The following is a 17,947-nucleotide window of genomic DNA, read 5'->3' as shown; positions in this document are numbered from 1 at the left end:
CCTTGCATATCATAGAAGAATCTTATTTACAGACTTTTTCTCACAGTCTCAATAAAGCATATTGAGAGATATAAGGGCTGCTATAAAACGCAGCCCTTCATTTTCTTAATCGGTCTCGATATAATCTCTATTCTTTATTTGCAACAGATTGTTCGGATCATGCATCCATTCCATCAAAATATTAACAAGCACTAATCTGATTAGGCAATTTAAACACCTCAATTGATCTTGAAATACTGAACTCTCAGCATCTTCAGTAGCTCCACCATATTCCCCCTTCCGCATAGGAAATAATTCTCTCAAAATTTCTCTGGCCTCTTTAAGAATACCATGAATTACTTTATGCCTTATATGCGTCAACTTATCAAAAATATCTTTTTCTGACAGATCTTTATTGATGAATGGTTGTAATCCTAAATATGTTATACTATCCTTTTTTAAAAATTGTGGCAGCTTTCTACTACACTCTTCACGAATAAAATTCCCTTTACCTCTTTTTTCTTTATCGGTCAAAATCAAAATTTCGATTAATGCATAAAACGTTAATACTGCACTAAAATTAAAATTGTAAGAATTCTCCAAACATTGTATTGCAAGATTTAATATGTGCCAAGTATCTTCGATGCACATACTCTTTGTATAGGTTTCGAGCCCCTTTACATATGTTGTTAGAGATGTCTCATCCATAGGAAGATTCAACCAAGAAAAATAATGATACAGTAATGTATCAAAACTATCTTCATTGCATCGATCTATTCGATTGCCATATATTGAGGTTAATTCCGATTTTTCAAATAATTCTGGTAACACGTATAGATATTTGTCTCCACATTTATAAAGACGTAAAACTCCTTTCATATTTATGTCCTTTTTATTATTCCCGTCTATAACTTTTTGAACACTTGAAGGTAATTCACTATATTCCGCAAGTACTAACGCCAATCGATCCGATAATATTTTCATATCAATTTCCCACTTACGATAACAATTAATAAATTAAAAATATTATAACATTTTTTCCAAAAAAAGAACAGCATTGAATTACCACCAAGTGCATATATTCAATGCTGTTCTTACCTAAATCAAATTATAATAATTATTCTGCAATATCAGCTAAGCGAATCCCATTTCTCTCCGGAGTTACTATTAATTGAGGACTGCCGATTTTTTCTGATAAGTCTTTCCAGATTTCACTTATAGTCAACATCTGCTGCGCCATTATATTCTTTTGAGAATTATCTGTAATAGCTCTTGCAAAATCATTTAATGCGCATACGATTCCCTCAGGCCACAATTCTTTATATACTTCTGCATATGTTGTATTTCTAACTCCGTCCGCAACTTCACTTACTGGAAGCTCTACGTAACTATTATTTCCATACATATCCAAAACACCCTCTGCATGTGGCACATACATTTGAGGATTCCAAATAACGAGGCCATTTGAATTATCCAAGCATAAACTTCCTTCTGTCGTTCCTAATACAATTCTATGTAATAGAAACCCATTATTGTCCGGGTCCTTCGGGTCAAGCTGATTCTGAATCTTTACAATAGCGGGAATCCCTCTGATTTCTCCACTAAGAACTTTAAACGGAAATTTGCTATTTACTGAATCGATTGTCTGCAATTTCCATGTATGGAATCCACTTAATGCTTTTCCAAGAATACTGATCATCGGGAATAATACCTGAGTACTACAAGTCGCATCAATATATGTCGGTCTGCTCTTTTTAAGTAATTTATTTGACTTGACGATGAATTCCTGTACATTCTTCACATTGGGATAAAAACTATTAACCTGATATACACAGTTATTCTCCTTTGCTACTTTAAGAAGTTTCACAATATCATTATAATGCACCGGATGCTCCTGTATTACATGTATTCCCTTTTCAAGTAACGCACCGGCAATCTCTGTCCCTTTTCCTCCAACTGCAGTAGAACGAATGACAACACAAGCCATATCAAAATCTTTTTTGCTTACCTCATTAAGATCTGTAATCAATGGAACTCCATATTTTTCTGCTTCTTGCTTTGATTGTGTGCTTCCATGAGAAAAAATACCTGCAATCTTAAATTTGTCGCCACATCGCTCCAGCCCTTTTAAATATACTCTACCGAAGTTAGTTCCGCATACAAGCACTTTTAATGGTTTCTCATATGTATTCATACCCTTTCTCCTTTCCCATCCAACAAATTCGCCATTCCTTCAACATTAGGTGTCATTAAACAGCTTAAATGATTTCCTCCTATTGGCAGAACCTCTAAATTTCCAAGTGCACATTTACTAAGAAATGCCTCTGTTCCCGGTTTCATTACAGGAACAAATGGAGAATGGTCATCCATACAACTCAATGCCTGTAAATCTCCCGCGAACGGTTTCGGTGTATAACCAATCGCACACCGATAATTCCTCTTGTAAATTTCAAAAAGTTCATCAAATCGGTTCATATCCTCACTGGATAGCTGCATACTATTTTCTGGAATTGCATTTTTTAAGTTCTCCATACGCTCTCTTTTTGAAAGTGTTTTTTGTTTTTTATAGCAAGCTGCCAGTTCCGGCAACTCTCCTGTCAGACCTAATATTGCATCCTCTTCAATAAAACCATTGTTATGATCCTTCAATAATTCAAGTGCCATCTGTACTAATTCATCACGCTTAACATGACCTGCTTTTGATACATCCGCACCGACCATTAATCCATAGCTTCGTTCCATCAACAAGTCGCCCTCCATTTCGAGAACAATCGGAATTGTATCAATCGTTACTACCGGTAAAACCTCTGCGCCTGCTTCTAAAAGAGCTCTTGCAGCTTCAATTGCAACTAATCCACCCATACAGTATCCAATTAACTTAAATTTTCTATAACCACTATTCAAAAGTAAATCTGCATAGCGTCTTCCAATTGTTACAATATGATCTTTTTCTTCAGAATCCAGGTATTCCTTATCCTCTGTATAGTTAAATGCTGCAATGCCTTCTGTTCGCTCCGGATTATTCACAAGAATTTGGAATAAAGTATTAAATTGCTGAAGGAAGCCAATTCCACCCGGGAAGAAAACTTTCATCACTTCTCCACCTTCTGGAATATCTGCGATGATATTCAATGGTGTTTCAGATATTTCGTTTTCCTCATGCGAAGTACCTATTTGAACAGAATTTAAAAATTGTGCAAAATCCATAATAGTTGGATTTTGAAGCATTCCAATCATTAATCTATCCCATTCTACATCCTTGGCCACATTAATAGCTTCCTTTGTTTTTGACACAGCCTGAGCAACTAATAATGAATCGCCACCAATGTCATAGAAATTATCTGTTCGATTTACTCTATCAATCTTTAATAGAGTTTTCCATAATTCAGCTATCTCTTTCTCCAATCCTTCATGTGGCGGCATTTCACATTTACCAGTATTTTGGAAGTATGTCTCTGCTAATTTTTTCAAAGCTTTCCTTTCAACTTTTCCATTTGCAGACAACGGAATTTTCTCGTTTACTTCAAATCTTGATGGAACCATATATTCCGGCACCTGTGTTTTAATATATTCAGTAAGTTCCGAAACTTCAATATTCCCCTCAACAAAAGCGACGATCTTATAATCTTGCGGACGTTTACCAACAATCACGGCAACAGCCGTCTTCACTAATGTATTACTTAATAATGCACTCTCAATCTCACTCAATTCGATCCTATGTCCATGAATTTTTACCTGGGTATCTTCCCTCCCCATAAATTCAATTGTTCCATCTGGCCAATATCGACCAATATCTCCAGTTTTATATATTCTTTCCTGTAACTGTTCATCATACATAAAGTGTGCATTCGTTTCTTCCGGTTTATTCAAATACTCAAGAGCAAGACCCTTACCACCGATATATAAATCTCCAGGTACCCAATCCGGGCATTGTTCCATTTTTTCATTCAACACATAGAATTTCTGATTTGCAAGCGGCTTTCCATAAGGTATACTTACTGCGCCATCCGGTACTTCCTCTATTTCATGATAAATTGACCAAATTGCAGCTTCTGTAGCACCACCCAGACTAACAACTTTAGCTTTTTTACAAGATGTATGAATCTGATCCGGAAGGGTTACAGGAATCCAGTCTCCTGATAACAGAACCACCTTTAATGGGAAATCGCCTGAAACACCTCTGCTTTCCAATACAGAGACTAACATCTGCATTTGAGCCGGAACCGAGTTCCATACAGTAATTTCATTCTTTTTAATAGTTTCAACCCAGTAATATGGATCTTTTTGCTTTTCAGGATCAGGAAGTACCAACGCTGCTCCCGCATTAAATGCACCAAAAATGTCATAAACAGAAAGATCAAATGCTAAATTGGCCAAACCAAACATTCTGTCAGCACTGTTAATATCAAATCTGGAATTAATATCCTCAATTGTATTAACTGCTGCTTTATGACTAATGACAACCCCCTTGGGGTCACCGGTGGTCCCTGATGTATGTATAATATAGGCCGGATTTTCCAATGGAATTTCAACTATAGTAAGTGCTTGTTCCGTTCTGTTAATATCTTCTGCTGCCAAAACGACAATGTGCTCTTTCCACTCAAGCGATTGATACTTTTTATTCGTAATCAAATATTTTGTTCCGGACTTTTCCAAAATTTTATTCTGCCTTGCAATTGGCTGTGACACATCAAAGGGTAAATAGACTCCTCCAGAAAATAAAACAGCCAATACTGCTGCAATCTGCCACATCCCTTTATCAGCAGATATTGCAACAAAATCCCCTTTACGGAATCCAGACTTACACAGTTCATTTTGAATTCCGGCAACATATGATCCTAATTCTTTATAAGAAAATGTTCCCTCGGCTGCAATCAACGCAATCTCATCCGGACAATTCTGTAAACAGTTGTAAAATCCCTCATGAAGCATTTTATCAGGCAGGTCTTTTTCTGTTTTATTTACGGATTTTCTTACTTTTCCGGTCTTCAAAGGTAATTCTACCGGATGTACCTGTTCCCATACCTTCAAATTTGTACATAACCGTTCAATAAGCAGGGAAAAAGCTTCGAAAGCATCATTAACAAATCCTTCAGGAAATACACCATCCCTTACATCCCAATTGATTAAAACTCCACCATTATCTTCTGACACCTGACAGTCTATCCATACTTGAGGCGTTTGACTTATTTTATAAGTAATACGGGAATTTCTCATAAACTCCCAGTTTTCCTGCTGTTCGGAATCAGCCGCTCCCACTGTGCTTGTGTATACAACCGGAATAATAGCTTTCTTTTCGCTTTGCCTGTTAATTTCCCGCAATACATCAATACCGGTAAATGCGCTGTGACTAAGATCTTCCCATAACTGATTTTGAATTTTGCGTGTCCTTTCAACAAAATTACTTGGATATTCGGGACTGATTTCCAAAATATCTACCTCAGTAAAGTCTCCCACGATTTCATTAATTTGAGAATGTATTGACGGTCTGTTTAATATGGTAATGTCTATACAGAAATCTTTTCTTTTTGACCAACGTCCAATAATCTCTGCATATGCGGATAAAACTACTCCCGAGGGAGTAAGCCTCTGCATTCTCGCCTTTTCACATAATTTGCTCCAATTTTCCGGCGTAATGAAATGTCTGTATTGTGTAAAAGTAACTTTTTCACATTTCGATTCTGGTAAAATCGGCAGTTCCGGTGCATCTGGGAAGTTCTGCAACCGCTTTTTCCAATACTCACAATCCCGATCTTTTTTCGTACGCACTTCTTCATCATTTTCATGTTCTTTTTGATATACCAGTACATCCCTGAATGATACCTGCAGAGGTTTCAGATTTTTTCCATCTTCGTAATAGAATGCATCCAAATCATTCAATATAGTCTTCATACTAATAAAATCAGATAACAGCATATCAATAGAAAAATGAAGAATACTCTTATCAATCGTGTCTGTCAGATACAGATCAAAAAGTGGCCAACAGTCCGCCTGATACTGCTTATGCGCCAACTCAGCCCTGATTTCATTAAGTTTTGAATCCGTAGTTTCGGCTCCAGCTTCCTTCATATTAAAATAGGTAAGTTTCGGCAAGTCAACATGCTCCAAAATCTTCTGTGTACCATTTTGAAGAAAAACAGCACGTAACATATCATGCCGCATAATCACTTTATGCCAAGCACTCTCCAACCTTTCTGCATCCATATGAGGCATTGACAATTCAAAATATGCATGGCATCCAACACCGCCATATTCATAATTATGATTTCTGCCAAGTAAATAGGCAGACTGAATACCTGTAAGAGGAAACGGTTCATATCGTTTGGATAAGTCCGCTTTAAGCGCGGACTTATCCTTTCTCTCATAATATTCAATCAATTTTTCTTTCACATTTCGCAGTTTTACTTTATCTTCAGCATTTAATGTTCCTGACGGCGCTTTAAATTTTAACTGACCATTTTCAACCCAGAATTTCACACCCCGGTCTTCATATGCTTTAATTAAATCCTCCATCATTATAAAACTCCTTCTTCGTATTCTGTATTTTCTTCTACGTCTAATAAAGAAACCAACTTTTCAATCTGTTCTGCGAGAAGTGCAACAGTTGGTAACGCAAATAACGTTTGAATAGCCAAGTCATTCGGCAGGCCTTCTGTCGCATTTAATTCAGAAATAATCTTCACTGCCTTCAAAGAATCTCCCCCGCACATAAAGAAATCATCATCTCGTGAAATTTCCTTAGTTCCTAAAACTCTTTCCCATATAGCAGCAATCTTCACTTCTAATTCTCCCTGCGGTGCTTCCTTTTTCTTTTCTTCCGAGATCTGTCCCTGATAGCCTCCAAGAATTTTTCTTAAAGCTTTTCTATCAACCTTACCATTAACACTCAAAGGCAACTGCTCCATCACAAGTATTTTTCCCGGAACCATATATTCAGGAAGTTTCTTGCCTAAGTATTCGTGAAGAATCTTTTCCACGTTCTTATTATCGCAACAATCAGAATCCTCATTCAAAACAACTGCCGCTGCCAATCCGCTTTTATCTTCTTCTACAACCACAACAGCACTCTTGATAAGCTCATGTGTTAATAAAACATTTTCTGCTTCTCCCAGTTCAATACGGTGTCCTCTAACCTTAACTTGAGTGTCTTCCCTTCCTAAGAATTCAATGTTTCCATCAGGCCAGTAACGTCCTAAATCACCGGTATAATACAATCTCTCATGAGTAACTGGATGATTGATGAATCTTTCCTCCGTTCTTTTACGGTCCTTCCAATAACCACGAGCCAATCCTTCGCCGGCAATAAACAATCTGCCTGCCACCCAGTTCGGGCAGTCATTCATTTCCTGATCCAGAACATAAAATTTCTGATTAGTTAATGGCTTTCCATAAGGAATACTTGTCCAACCATCCTTTACGGATTCAACTTCATAGTAATTAGACCAAATAGATGCTTCAGTTGCTCCACCCATACTTATCATTCTTACAGATTCTGAATGCATTTTTATCATTTCTGGCAATTCCATAGGAATCCAGTCTCCGCTCATAATAACTACCCGCAATGGTAATTTTGTATCCGGTTTTGTTGAAAGAAATTCCATGAACATCTGCATGAATGCCGGTACGCTGTTCCAAACAGTGATTTTATTTTCCTGCATGATTTCCAACCAGTGCTGCGGTTCTTTTACCTGTTTTGCATCAGGAATTACCACTGTACCTCCTGCAATCAAAAGTCCAAAAATATCATAGACTGACAAATCAAAATTCAGATTTGATAGTGCAATACATTTATCATCCTTCCCAACTGCGAAGCGTTCATTTACATCTATAATTGTATTAACGGCAGCCCGATGTTCGATCATTACACCTTTCGGCATTCCTGTTGAACCTGATGTATAAATTACATAAGCCAAATCATTACCCGTTGCAATACTCTCAAAATCTGTAGTATCTATGCTCTCTACATCCACACCATCAACACAGATTATTGTTGTATCTTCCGGCCAGTTTACCTCTCTGTTTACTTTTTCCTGTGTCAATACTACCTTGACAGATGCATTTTTCAAAAGAAGATGTACTCTTTCCTCCGGGAATGAAGGATCAATTGGTAAGTATGCTGCTCCTGCCTTTAATATGGAGATTGCCGCTACAATTTGTTCCCAGCCTTTTTCCATCACAATAGCCACCAAAGAGTTTCTTTCCACATTTTCACGCTGTAAAATATGTCCGATCCCGGTAGAATACCGTTCCAGTTCACCATAGGATAATTTTCTTTCATTATTAATAATCGCAATCCGCTCTGGATTCTCTTTCATGCTTTTTTCAACTAAAGAGATTAATGTTTCATCCGGAATCTTACCATTTACGGAATTTGCCAATTCCCTATTTTCCATATTTGGAATTTGAACAAGAGAATTTGATTCACGATTCCATGCTTCCTGTTCTGTAGAAAGCACTTCTAAAAGTGAAATATATGCCGCAAACATTTCATCTAACACACCTGCCGGGAAAATATCCTGTACGGCATCCCAAGTCAAAACAAGGCGCTCATTTTGTTCTGTTACCTGATGGTCAATCCATACCTGTGGTGTTTGTGAAAGGCCATAAACCATTTCGCCAAAATATTCTTCTTGTTCATTGCTGCCACCCTGTTTAATTCCAAGCCCGCTTGTAAATACGATAGGCATGATGGCCGCGTTGCGTATTTCCTGCTTTTTGCTAATTTCCCGTTCCAACTCCACGCCACTGTAATATGGATGTGCCAGATCAGACCATAGCTGTTGCTGCAGATTCTTACACCGTTCTAAGAATGATTTCCCTGCTGTATTATCTATAGATAACAATGTAAGCGAAGTAAAGTCTCCAACCACATCCATGATTTGATTATGAATAGGCAACCGATTAAATCTCGTCAAATTAATTGTAAATTTTTGAGATTTGCTCCATCTTCCAAGCACTTCGGCATAAGCTGTCATCAATACTCCGGAGGCTGTCAGGCCATTCTGAGAAGCCATATTTTTAATCGCTGACCATTGGCTACCAGTCAATTTTGACTCATAACGAATAAATTTCTGTACTGCCGTATTCCCATTTTCTTTTATAACTGGCAATTCGGGAGCCGGGAAAATATCTGGAAGTCTCTTCTGCCAATATTCTTCATCTCTCTTATAAAACTCAGTTTTCTTAATATCTTCATATGCCAGAACATAATCTCTAAAAGATAAATCAAGCGGTTCAACTTCCTTTTCCGGATTGTCATATAACATTTTCCATTCCCGTAAAATCAGGAACATACTCCAGCCATCAAAAATAATGTTGTCAAAACTAATATGTAAGCGTACATTTCCTCCCGGAAGTTTTGAAAATCTTACATCAAATAACGGCCACTTAGAAGTATCAAAAATCTGATATGCCATCTCTTTCCTGATTGATTCGAGTTTCTCGTCTACAGTCTCTTCCTGTGAGGCCAAATCATATACTTTTATTTCATACTCTGGAACATTACTCAATATTTTCTGATTCTGACCGTCATTCAAAAATACTGCTCGCATCATTCCATGGCGCAAAATCAATCTTCTCCATTTTTCTTCCGCCAAATCCGTATCTAATCCACCACAATCCATTTCAAAATAGCAATGCGTTGATACATCTCCTAAAGCAAATCCACCGTTTCTTCCCAGCCAGTATGACTGCTGAACATCCGTCAATGGGAACGGTTCTCCCCATTCCTTTGGTTTCGGAGAAACCATTTCAAGTTTTTCTGCATTCATATTTTTTACTTCACAATCTTCTAACATGGATGCAATACTTATTGCCTGTTCTGCAAAAATTGGATTTGAGAAAATCTTTTCCAGCGATAAGTTAATGTTGAACTTTTTGTTAATTTCTGCATTTAACTGCGTAGCAAGAAGAGAGTCTCCTCCCAATTCAAAGTAATTGTCATTCCTGCTAATATTTTCAGTATGTAATACTGTTTTCCAAATTGCAGCCAATTCTTTTTCTACAGCAGTTTCCGGTTCCTGAAATTGATCCTTTGCATTTTCTCTCGTCTCACCGACTGGAACAGGGAGGGCCTTTCTATCAACTTTACCATTTGCAGATAATGGAAATTTATCTATTTCCATAAATGCTGTAGGAATCATATACGATGGGATCATGTTCTCTAAATATGCTTTCAATTTTGTAGAATTAAAAGCATATGTTTCTGGTTGAGCCAACGCTACAATAACTCCCTGATTATAAATCGGTAAATCAAGCTGATCATTTGGGGCTGTATTAACCTTTGCAAATCCGCATTTAAGAACCGCATCACTCCATTGGTCTTTTGTTAATAATGGTTTTCCAGTGCCTTTCCTCTCATCTGTAACAGTTGAAAAACCTTTTTCTAATATTCCGGTACTTACATGTTGTAAAATTGTATTCTCTGTAGTTTCAAGAAGAATTAACAATCCGCCTGCTCGCAGATATTCGCCTGCATGTTTTAAGGATGCTTTAATATCTCTGCAACGATGCAATGTACTTACTGCAAGAACTACATCAAAATAATGCATTGCAAGTCCTTGTGTATTAGGAGCTGAATTTATATCCAGATTCTCATAATGTACTCTGGAATTATTTTTGAATTTTTCTTTTGCTTGGTTAAGATAATAAGAAGATGCGTCTGTACACACATATTCATATTCTATACCATCCATACAATCCAATAATTCCGAAGTCAGCCCCAAATTTCTTGCACCTAATTCCATAATTCTAACGGTCTGACCAGCAGTACCCTCTTTTTTCTGAAAGGACAATATATTTTTTATTGTCCGCTTGCATTCAATAGCTCCAGGCAGTGTTGCCATATAGGCATCTGGAGATATATAATCTTCTTTTGCAAGAAGCTGTGGCGTATCCATATTTCCTGTCATAATCGCATGGCAGTATTTTTTGAACTGTTCTAAATACTTCAACGCATCGTCGATTTCATGTTTCCACTCCGGATATTTTTCAATAAACGCAACTCTATCCATTTCTTTTGGACTAGAACAATTTACAAAATAATCTTCTTCCGCGAGTATTCGCCCAATTTTTACCAATTCATTTACCCATTGCTGAATTAACTCCTGATAGGATAAATCTATTCCCGCACTCATAAGCAGCGCCGAAAGTTTATATTTTGTTCCAGGTTCCACCCAAATACCTAATGTACGCATAAGAGAATACATATACTCTCTGCTGACTTCATCAAGGCAGTTTGCAAGTGTCAAATATTCCTGCACGTTATTTTCTGCAGTTACTTCTGCCACACCTTCTTTTAAATCAGCCCAAAGTCTATCCCATTTATACATCAAATCAGTATCCGACACTTTATTGACATCAAAAAGACTTTCCGGGTACCCGTTTTCTGGAATAATATATCCTGCCAAGTATTTATTCCCCTGAACATCACCAACAGCTGCTGCTACCGATTTCTTAACACCAGGGTATTTATTCATCGCAGCTTCAATTTCTCCCAATTCAATCCTGTGTCCACGAATTTTTACCTGAAAATCTTTTCTTCCAAGAAATTCAATATTTCCATCAGCCCAATAACGCCCAAGATCTCCAGTCTTATACCAGCGATTTTCATTCCAATTAACGAAACTTTTATCTGTAATTTCGGAGTCCCCGATATATCCTTTTGCTACACCGGTACCTCCAATCCATAATTCTCCTGGTACCCATGTTGGGCAATCTCTTCCTTTTGAATCCACTACTCTGTAATACTGATTTTTCAACGGTTTTCCATATGGTATAGAACTCCATTCCTCTGGTACTGGCAATTCTACATCAAAAAAATTGGACCAAATTGAAGCTTCCGTGGCTCCACCCATAGATAAAAGATGAGAATTTTTTGCAACGTGATTTAATCTTTCTGGAATATCCATGCCAATCCAGTCACCAGAAAGCATAGCCAATCTTAATGAAGGAATTTCTTTTCCCTTTCCTTCCGCTACGATTAACAGCATATTCAATAAAGTCGGAACAGAATTCCACAATGTCACACTATGGCGCTCAGCAATATCCAACCATACTTCTGCATCTCTACTATTACTGTCTTTAATTAAAATCAATGTACCACCCGCACTCAAGATTCCAAAAATGTCATATACTGATAAGTCAAAATCATAGGATGAAACAGCAATGATTTTATCGTCAGCAGATACCCTGTACTGTTTATTAATTGTCTCAATTGTATTGACAGCAGCAAAGTGAGCAATTTCCACTCCTTTAGGTTCTCCTGTAGAGCCAGAAGTAAAAATTACATAAGCAGTATTACTATCCGGATAATTTTCAATAGTATTTAGCGGTTCATATGCATCTGCCTCCATAACATCCAACACCGTAACAGTTTCTGGCCACTCCAGTTCCTTTTTCAGTCTTGTATCTGTAATAGCAAACTTTATATCTGACTTACTATAAATCCTTTCCCGTCTGCTCAAAGGCTGATTAACATTGATAGGTATATATCCAGCTCCTGCAGCCAAAATACCCAAAATAGAAATAATCTGATTTATACCTCTAGACAATGAGACAGCAAGTAAGTCCCCCGGCGCAACACCCTGCTCTTTTAAATAGGAAGAAACTCTTTTCGCTTTATTGGCTACCTCTTCATATGTATAGTTTCTACCGTCATTTTCATCAATAATCGCAATTTGATTTTTCTTTTTTACTGCATTAACAAAGAAAGCAGAATGTAATAGTTGCCCATTGCCATAATATTCTGTAATATTATCTATTCCGCGCTCTTGGGCTAAATCTGGCAATAGTTCCACATATTTATTCCAATCTTTAACGGATACCAACTCATTTAACATGGCCACAAATGCTGCAAACATCTTATCTAACATTCCGTCCGGGAAAAGTTCATCTACAGCATCCCACGAAAGGTTCAGACCATTATTTATTTCAAAAATCTGAAAATCAATCCATACCTGCGGTGTTTGAGAAACCATATAGTTCAGGCTGCCAAAAGTTTTCTCAAATTTGTCGTCAACAAATGGAGTACCATAATTACATGAAAATACAACCGGTGCAATACATTTTTCTCCGGGATGAAGTTTTGATAATTCTCTTACTACCTGTACCCCTGAATACTCTGAATTATCAACAGACTCCCGGAACTGGTTCTGCACCTTTTGCAACTGTTCATAAAATGTACAGTTTTCCTTACAATCAGCATGGAACAGTAAAACATTGGTAAAATCAGCAATCACGTTATCAATATTTTCAATTTCCGTGTTTCTGTCAAACAACGGCATGTTAATAAGGAAAGACTGATTTGTACTCCATCTATCAAGCACCGCTGCATACAATGTCAATAACACCATTGCCGGTGTTGTACAATATTGCGCTGCTAAAGATTTTAACTTTTCCCATTTTTTATGCTCCAACAGATATTTTCTTCTGCTAAACTTAGGAGCAGCAATCGTTTCCGGTTGTGTTCTTAACGTCAAAGCTGGTCCTAAAGGTAATGATTCTATTTCACTTTTCCAATATTTTTCAGCTTTACGATAATCATTTATTTTATTGTTTTTTTCATTTTCCAGGTAAATACCAAAATCCCAATTTTCAGGTATTGCTGGTCTGTATTCTGAATTGTAGATCGCGGCTAAATCCCTAAAAATAATCTGTAAGCTTTGCATATCGGCTACAAGCAGATCAATGTCAAAATGCATTCTTAATTTGTCCTCTGGAAGAAGGCTGATTCCCAATTCAGCTACTTGTCCATTAGCAATATCCAGCTTCCGATGAGAAAGTTTTTCCCGAACGGCCAACAAATCATGTTCAAAATCATCTGATTTTCTAAAATCATAGATTTGTAATTTTGCCGAATATGGTTTTTCCATAATCTCCTGCGTACCATTGTTATTGAACTTCGCCCTTAACATAGGATGCCGCGCCTGCAGTTCTTCCCATGCTTCCTGTAGTCTCTCCAAATTTACCGTGTCTGGATCAAACTCAAAATACGCATGACAAGCATTTCCCCCAAGAACCTGGCCTTCTTTCCGTCCAACCCAGTATGCATATTGAACATCTGTCAAAGGGAACTGTTTAGGACTATTATTGGATGTTTCCAATGGTGGAACAGATTTTCTTTTCACATTTATATCTGCGTTATCCCACCAATGTTTTACATAAGGGTCCGAAATCATTTTTGCAAACGAAATCTTATACCCATGCTTTCTGAGTGCATTTGAAATTCTCATCATCTGCAGAGATGTTACTCCCGCTTCAAGCAGATTTTTTTCCATAAAATCTTCATTCATTTGTTCCTGCAAAAACTCATTTACAATTGAACTAAATTTGGAGTAATCCTCCTGAGTTTTTACATGAGTTGCTTCATTGTTCATCATTGTATCTCCTTTATTTATTTGCCATTGTAAGTAGCATTCTTTTATTTATCTTCCCGGTTGCAGTATGGGGAAACTCATCTAAAAGAATCATCTGATCCGGTACTTTATATTGAGCAACTCCTTTTTTGCTCAAATGTTCCCTCAGTTCTTCCGGTTTCACATTACCCTTAGCCATTCTTAAAAATGCACAGCTTCTTTCACCCAATATAGTGTCAGGTATCCCCATTACTACCACTTCCATAATTTTCTCGTGTTCAGCCAAATAGCTCTCGATTTCCGAAGGCATTATTTTTTCACCCATCCGATTGATTTGGTCACTCTTTCTGCCTGTGATTTTTATATATCCATCAGCAGTAATGTATCCCAAGTCTCCAGTATGATAGAATCCATCCGCATTAAAGCATTCAGAACTATCCATTTCATAATAGCCAGAGAATAAATATGGTCCTTTAACAAGAATTTCCCCCTCGATTCCATAGGGTTGTTCTTTTCCATCATCATCTACAATAATCACTTGATCCTCATCTGACATAGGCTTGCCTTGATAGTTAATACGTTCATAAACGGAATCTTTCCATGTGCTTAAACTCAAAAATCCCTCTGACATCCCATATCCCTGAATAATATCGCAGTTCAATGAATCCATTATTTTGCGAGCGTCTGTCTCTTCAAGCTTTGCCCCACCCAACATACAATATTTAAGCGAAGAAAAATCATAAGAATCATCCCATTCCAAATCTTCCACCCACATTTTGGCTACCGAAGGGACTAAGCTGACCACGTTTACTTGTTCTTCCTCGATAAGCGAGAAGGCTGTTTCACAACTACTGTCAGAACACATAACAACCTTACCACCGCAGAATAATGTTCCCATAATGCCCGGACTAAACAACGTTAATTTATGCTCTACTGGCATAACTGCCATATAGATAGTCTCTCTATTAAACCGGCACGTTTTACCAGCTTCGCTTGCATGATAAGCAAAAGCATAATGTGTAACAGGAATCAGTTTGGGTATATTAGTAGTTCCACCTGACAGTAAAATCAAACCAATATCTTCCGCTTTGGGTTGTTCAATTTCTACTGCACTGTTATTTGATTGCTCCATCATTTTATTGATGTCGCTTGTTCCCAAAACATATTTGATGCTTGGATTCATTATCTGCAATTTTCTTCCCGTTTCAGCATAAATAAAACCCATATATTCATCCGGTCTGATATACATAACTGGGTTTGCTTTTTTGGCTATTATATCCAAATCGTTCACTCTGAGTCCTGGAACTGCCAGAATAGGAATTACACCCATTGACATTAACGCAAAACACACAATAACAAACTCATTACAATTATCCAACTGCAGAATTACTTTGTCGCTTTTTCGCAATCCCATATCTGCAAACCCGATAGATAAGTTTTTTACGCTGGTATTAAGAGATTCATAGGAATAACTGCCTTTATTATCACACAGTGCTTCATGGCTTCCATATTGTTCAGCCCACATATTCAGCCATTCATACATACTCTTATAGACTTTTTTTCCATCCATTAATATTCTTTACACTTCCTTTCACACAACAACTAAAGAACATAAATAATTATCACTTAGTTGCTTTGTATAATAGTTATATCTGCTGTTATTTGTATAGTCATTTATAGTTCCTTGTTCTAAGACTTCAAAAGATTTTAGCGATCTACTCAAGCCATGTCCAAGAGCTTTTACAAAGGCTTCTTTTACCGTCCATATTTCATAAAATTTTTCCATACCTTTCGCCGCATCTGTTTGAGCACAAATCCGTTCACTTTCTGGTGGCAAAAAAAAATTTTTAGCGATCTGCGAATAATCATCTAAACTATTCATCCGTTCAATGTCTACACCAATCTTTTTCTCTTTTACAAAAGCAAGCGCAACCCTGTTCCCGGAATGAGAAATATTAAAAGATACATTAGATTGCGGCATATATAGTTTTCCATGTTTACTGTTCAATAATATAATATCGTCTGGCTCTCTCGCTAAATACCGCGATAATAATATGCGCAGCATACTATGCCCTACTAGAAAGCGCTTCTGATCTGCCACATGCACATAATGTGACATTTTCGCTTTTTCATCTAATGTCAATATATCGAACAGACTTTTCATATGATATTCATCATAATTTCCAATATCTAGGAACCATACATGGATTTCACTGTCTTTAATCGCTATTCTGTCTGATATGTAACCATCATCAAAATAGCTTAACAACAAATTATCATCAAAAACCCGTTCTGATTTAAACATACCGCGAGACAATGTCCTTAATATAGGCCAATACTTCCTTTTCTGATGTTTTAATAAAAAAGTGTTCTCCATGAAATACTTTTTTATTAAAAGACGTATTTGTATATTCACTCCATGCCTCTACCGTATCTATTTCAGAATCCTGGTCCTGATCTCCATATAGAGCAGTTATCGGAAAATCAAATTTCTCATACTTTGTAAAGCAATACGTCTCGTCCAAAATAAAATCAGCTCTAAAAATCGGCAAAAATAAATTCAACAAATCTCTGTTTTCAAGAAATTCCTTACTCATTCCTGAGTATCTCTTCATCGCCTCAATGAAATCAACATCCTGTAAATGATGTAATGGCTCCGGTTCGGGAATATGTGGCGCTCTGCTGCCCGAAACAATCAAATGACATGGCGCATTGTCTTGCTTTTCTCTCAGTTCATTACACACTTCGTAAGATATTTTTGCCCCTAAGCTATGTCCAAATACCAGATATGGTGTATCCAAATACGGATGTATTGCACTTACAATTTTGTCAGTAAGCTTACACATATCAGTTAATGCTTTTTCAGTAATACGGTTTTCTCTCCCAGGAATTTGTATCGGATATACCCCAACATAATTTGGTAAATACGTTCCCCAATTTCTATATGCTGAAGCTCCGCCTCCTGCATATGGGAAGCAAAAAATCCTTATTTTATCATTAGAATTAGGTTCTTTTAAAAAAAATGATTGTGTTCGTTCCATCATTATTGATCTCCTTGTCATCATACAGCACATGCGGTTACTTTTTTTCTCTTTACCACTGATTTAGCAGGCATTCCCGCTTCTGTAGTACCAGCAGGTACAGAATTAACACTACGGCATTTGATGCAACCTTGCAATTATCTCCAATATAAATAGGACCCAAAACCTGTGCGCTGGCTCCAACCATAACATTCTTTCCCAACGTCGGATGCCGTTTCCCTATATCCTTTCCTGTTCCACCTAATGTGACACATTGATAGATCAGGCAATTATCGCCCACTTCAGCAGTTTCTCCAATTACTACGCCGGCTCCATGATCAATAAAAATGCCATGTCCTAAAATAGCTCCTGAATGGATTTCAATCAATGTTCTCTTTCGTGAGTGCTGAGAAATCCATCTTGCCAAGAAAAAGTGTTTTCTTATATATAACCAGTGTGCAATCCGATAAGTAATCAGCGCATGACCCCCCTGATATAAAAATAGTATTTCCGCATAGCTTTTCGCTGCAGGGTCCATCTTTTTTGCAGTTTTTACATCTAAAATAATTTCATCTATAAGAATATTCCACCCCA

At 37.2% G+C, this 17,947-nt stretch carries 7 protein-coding genes and 1 pseudogene; all 8 read right to left on the bottom strand.

Translation table 11 applies throughout. The features are described 5' to 3' along the window. Positions 1-105: 105 nt before the first annotated feature. Positions 106-963 (bottom strand): hypothetical protein, encoded by an 858-nt coding sequence (locus tag DWZ44_RS06235; protein WP_117804419.1) that lies wholly within the window; start codon positions 961-963, stop codon positions 106-108. Positions 964-1,096: 133 nt separating this feature from the next. Next, positions 1,097-2,173, bottom strand: a complete 1,077-nt coding sequence (locus DWZ44_RS06230; protein WP_015528476.1) for a Gfo/Idh/MocA family oxidoreductase — start codon at positions 2,171-2,173, stop codon at positions 1,097-1,099. Then, positions 2,170-6,495, bottom strand: a complete 4,326-nt coding sequence (locus DWZ44_RS06225) for a non-ribosomal peptide synthetase (protein WP_117804418.1) — start codon at positions 6,493-6,495, stop codon at positions 2,170-2,172. The genes DWZ44_RS06230 and DWZ44_RS06225 overlap by 4 nt, the downstream gene beginning before the upstream one ends. Next, positions 6,495-14,357 (bottom strand): non-ribosomal peptide synthetase, encoded by a 7,863-nt coding sequence (locus tag DWZ44_RS06220; protein ID WP_117804417.1) that lies wholly within the window; start codon positions 14,355-14,357, stop codon positions 6,495-6,497. The genes DWZ44_RS06225 and DWZ44_RS06220 overlap by 1 nt, the downstream gene beginning before the upstream one ends. Before the next feature lie 10 nt (positions 14,358-14,367). Beyond that, positions 14,368-15,903, bottom strand: coding sequence for an AMP-binding protein (locus DWZ44_RS06215; RefSeq protein ID WP_015528473.1), 1,536 nt, complete (start codon positions 15,901-15,903; stop codon positions 14,368-14,370). A 21-nt stretch (positions 15,904-15,924) separates the two neighbouring features. After that, entirely contained in the window at positions 15,925-16,638 is a 714-nt protein-coding gene (locus tag DWZ44_RS06210) for a 4'-phosphopantetheinyl transferase family protein (RefSeq protein WP_015528472.1), read from the bottom strand. Then, positions 16,631-17,377, bottom strand: coding sequence for a thioesterase II family protein (locus tag DWZ44_RS06205; protein ID WP_109273668.1), 747 nt, complete (start codon positions 17,375-17,377; stop codon positions 16,631-16,633). Before DWZ44_RS06205 ends, DWZ44_RS06210 begins: the two co-directional genes overlap by 8 nt. Before the next feature lie 53 nt (positions 17,378-17,430). Then, positions 17,431-17,891: pseudogene (gene epsC, locus DWZ44_RS06200) on the bottom strand (serine O-acetyltransferase EpsC); the annotation flags it as partial. Between the last annotated feature and the right edge of the window lie 56 nt (positions 17,892-17,947).

Source organism: Blautia sp. AF32-4BH (assembly GCF_003460565.1).
Lineage (GTDB): Bacteria > Bacillota > Clostridia > Lachnospirales > Lachnospiraceae > Fusicatenibacter > Fusicatenibacter saccharivorans.
The sequence above is the reverse complement of the archived record's forward strand: the minus strand, read 5'-3'. Positions and strand labels throughout refer to the sequence as shown.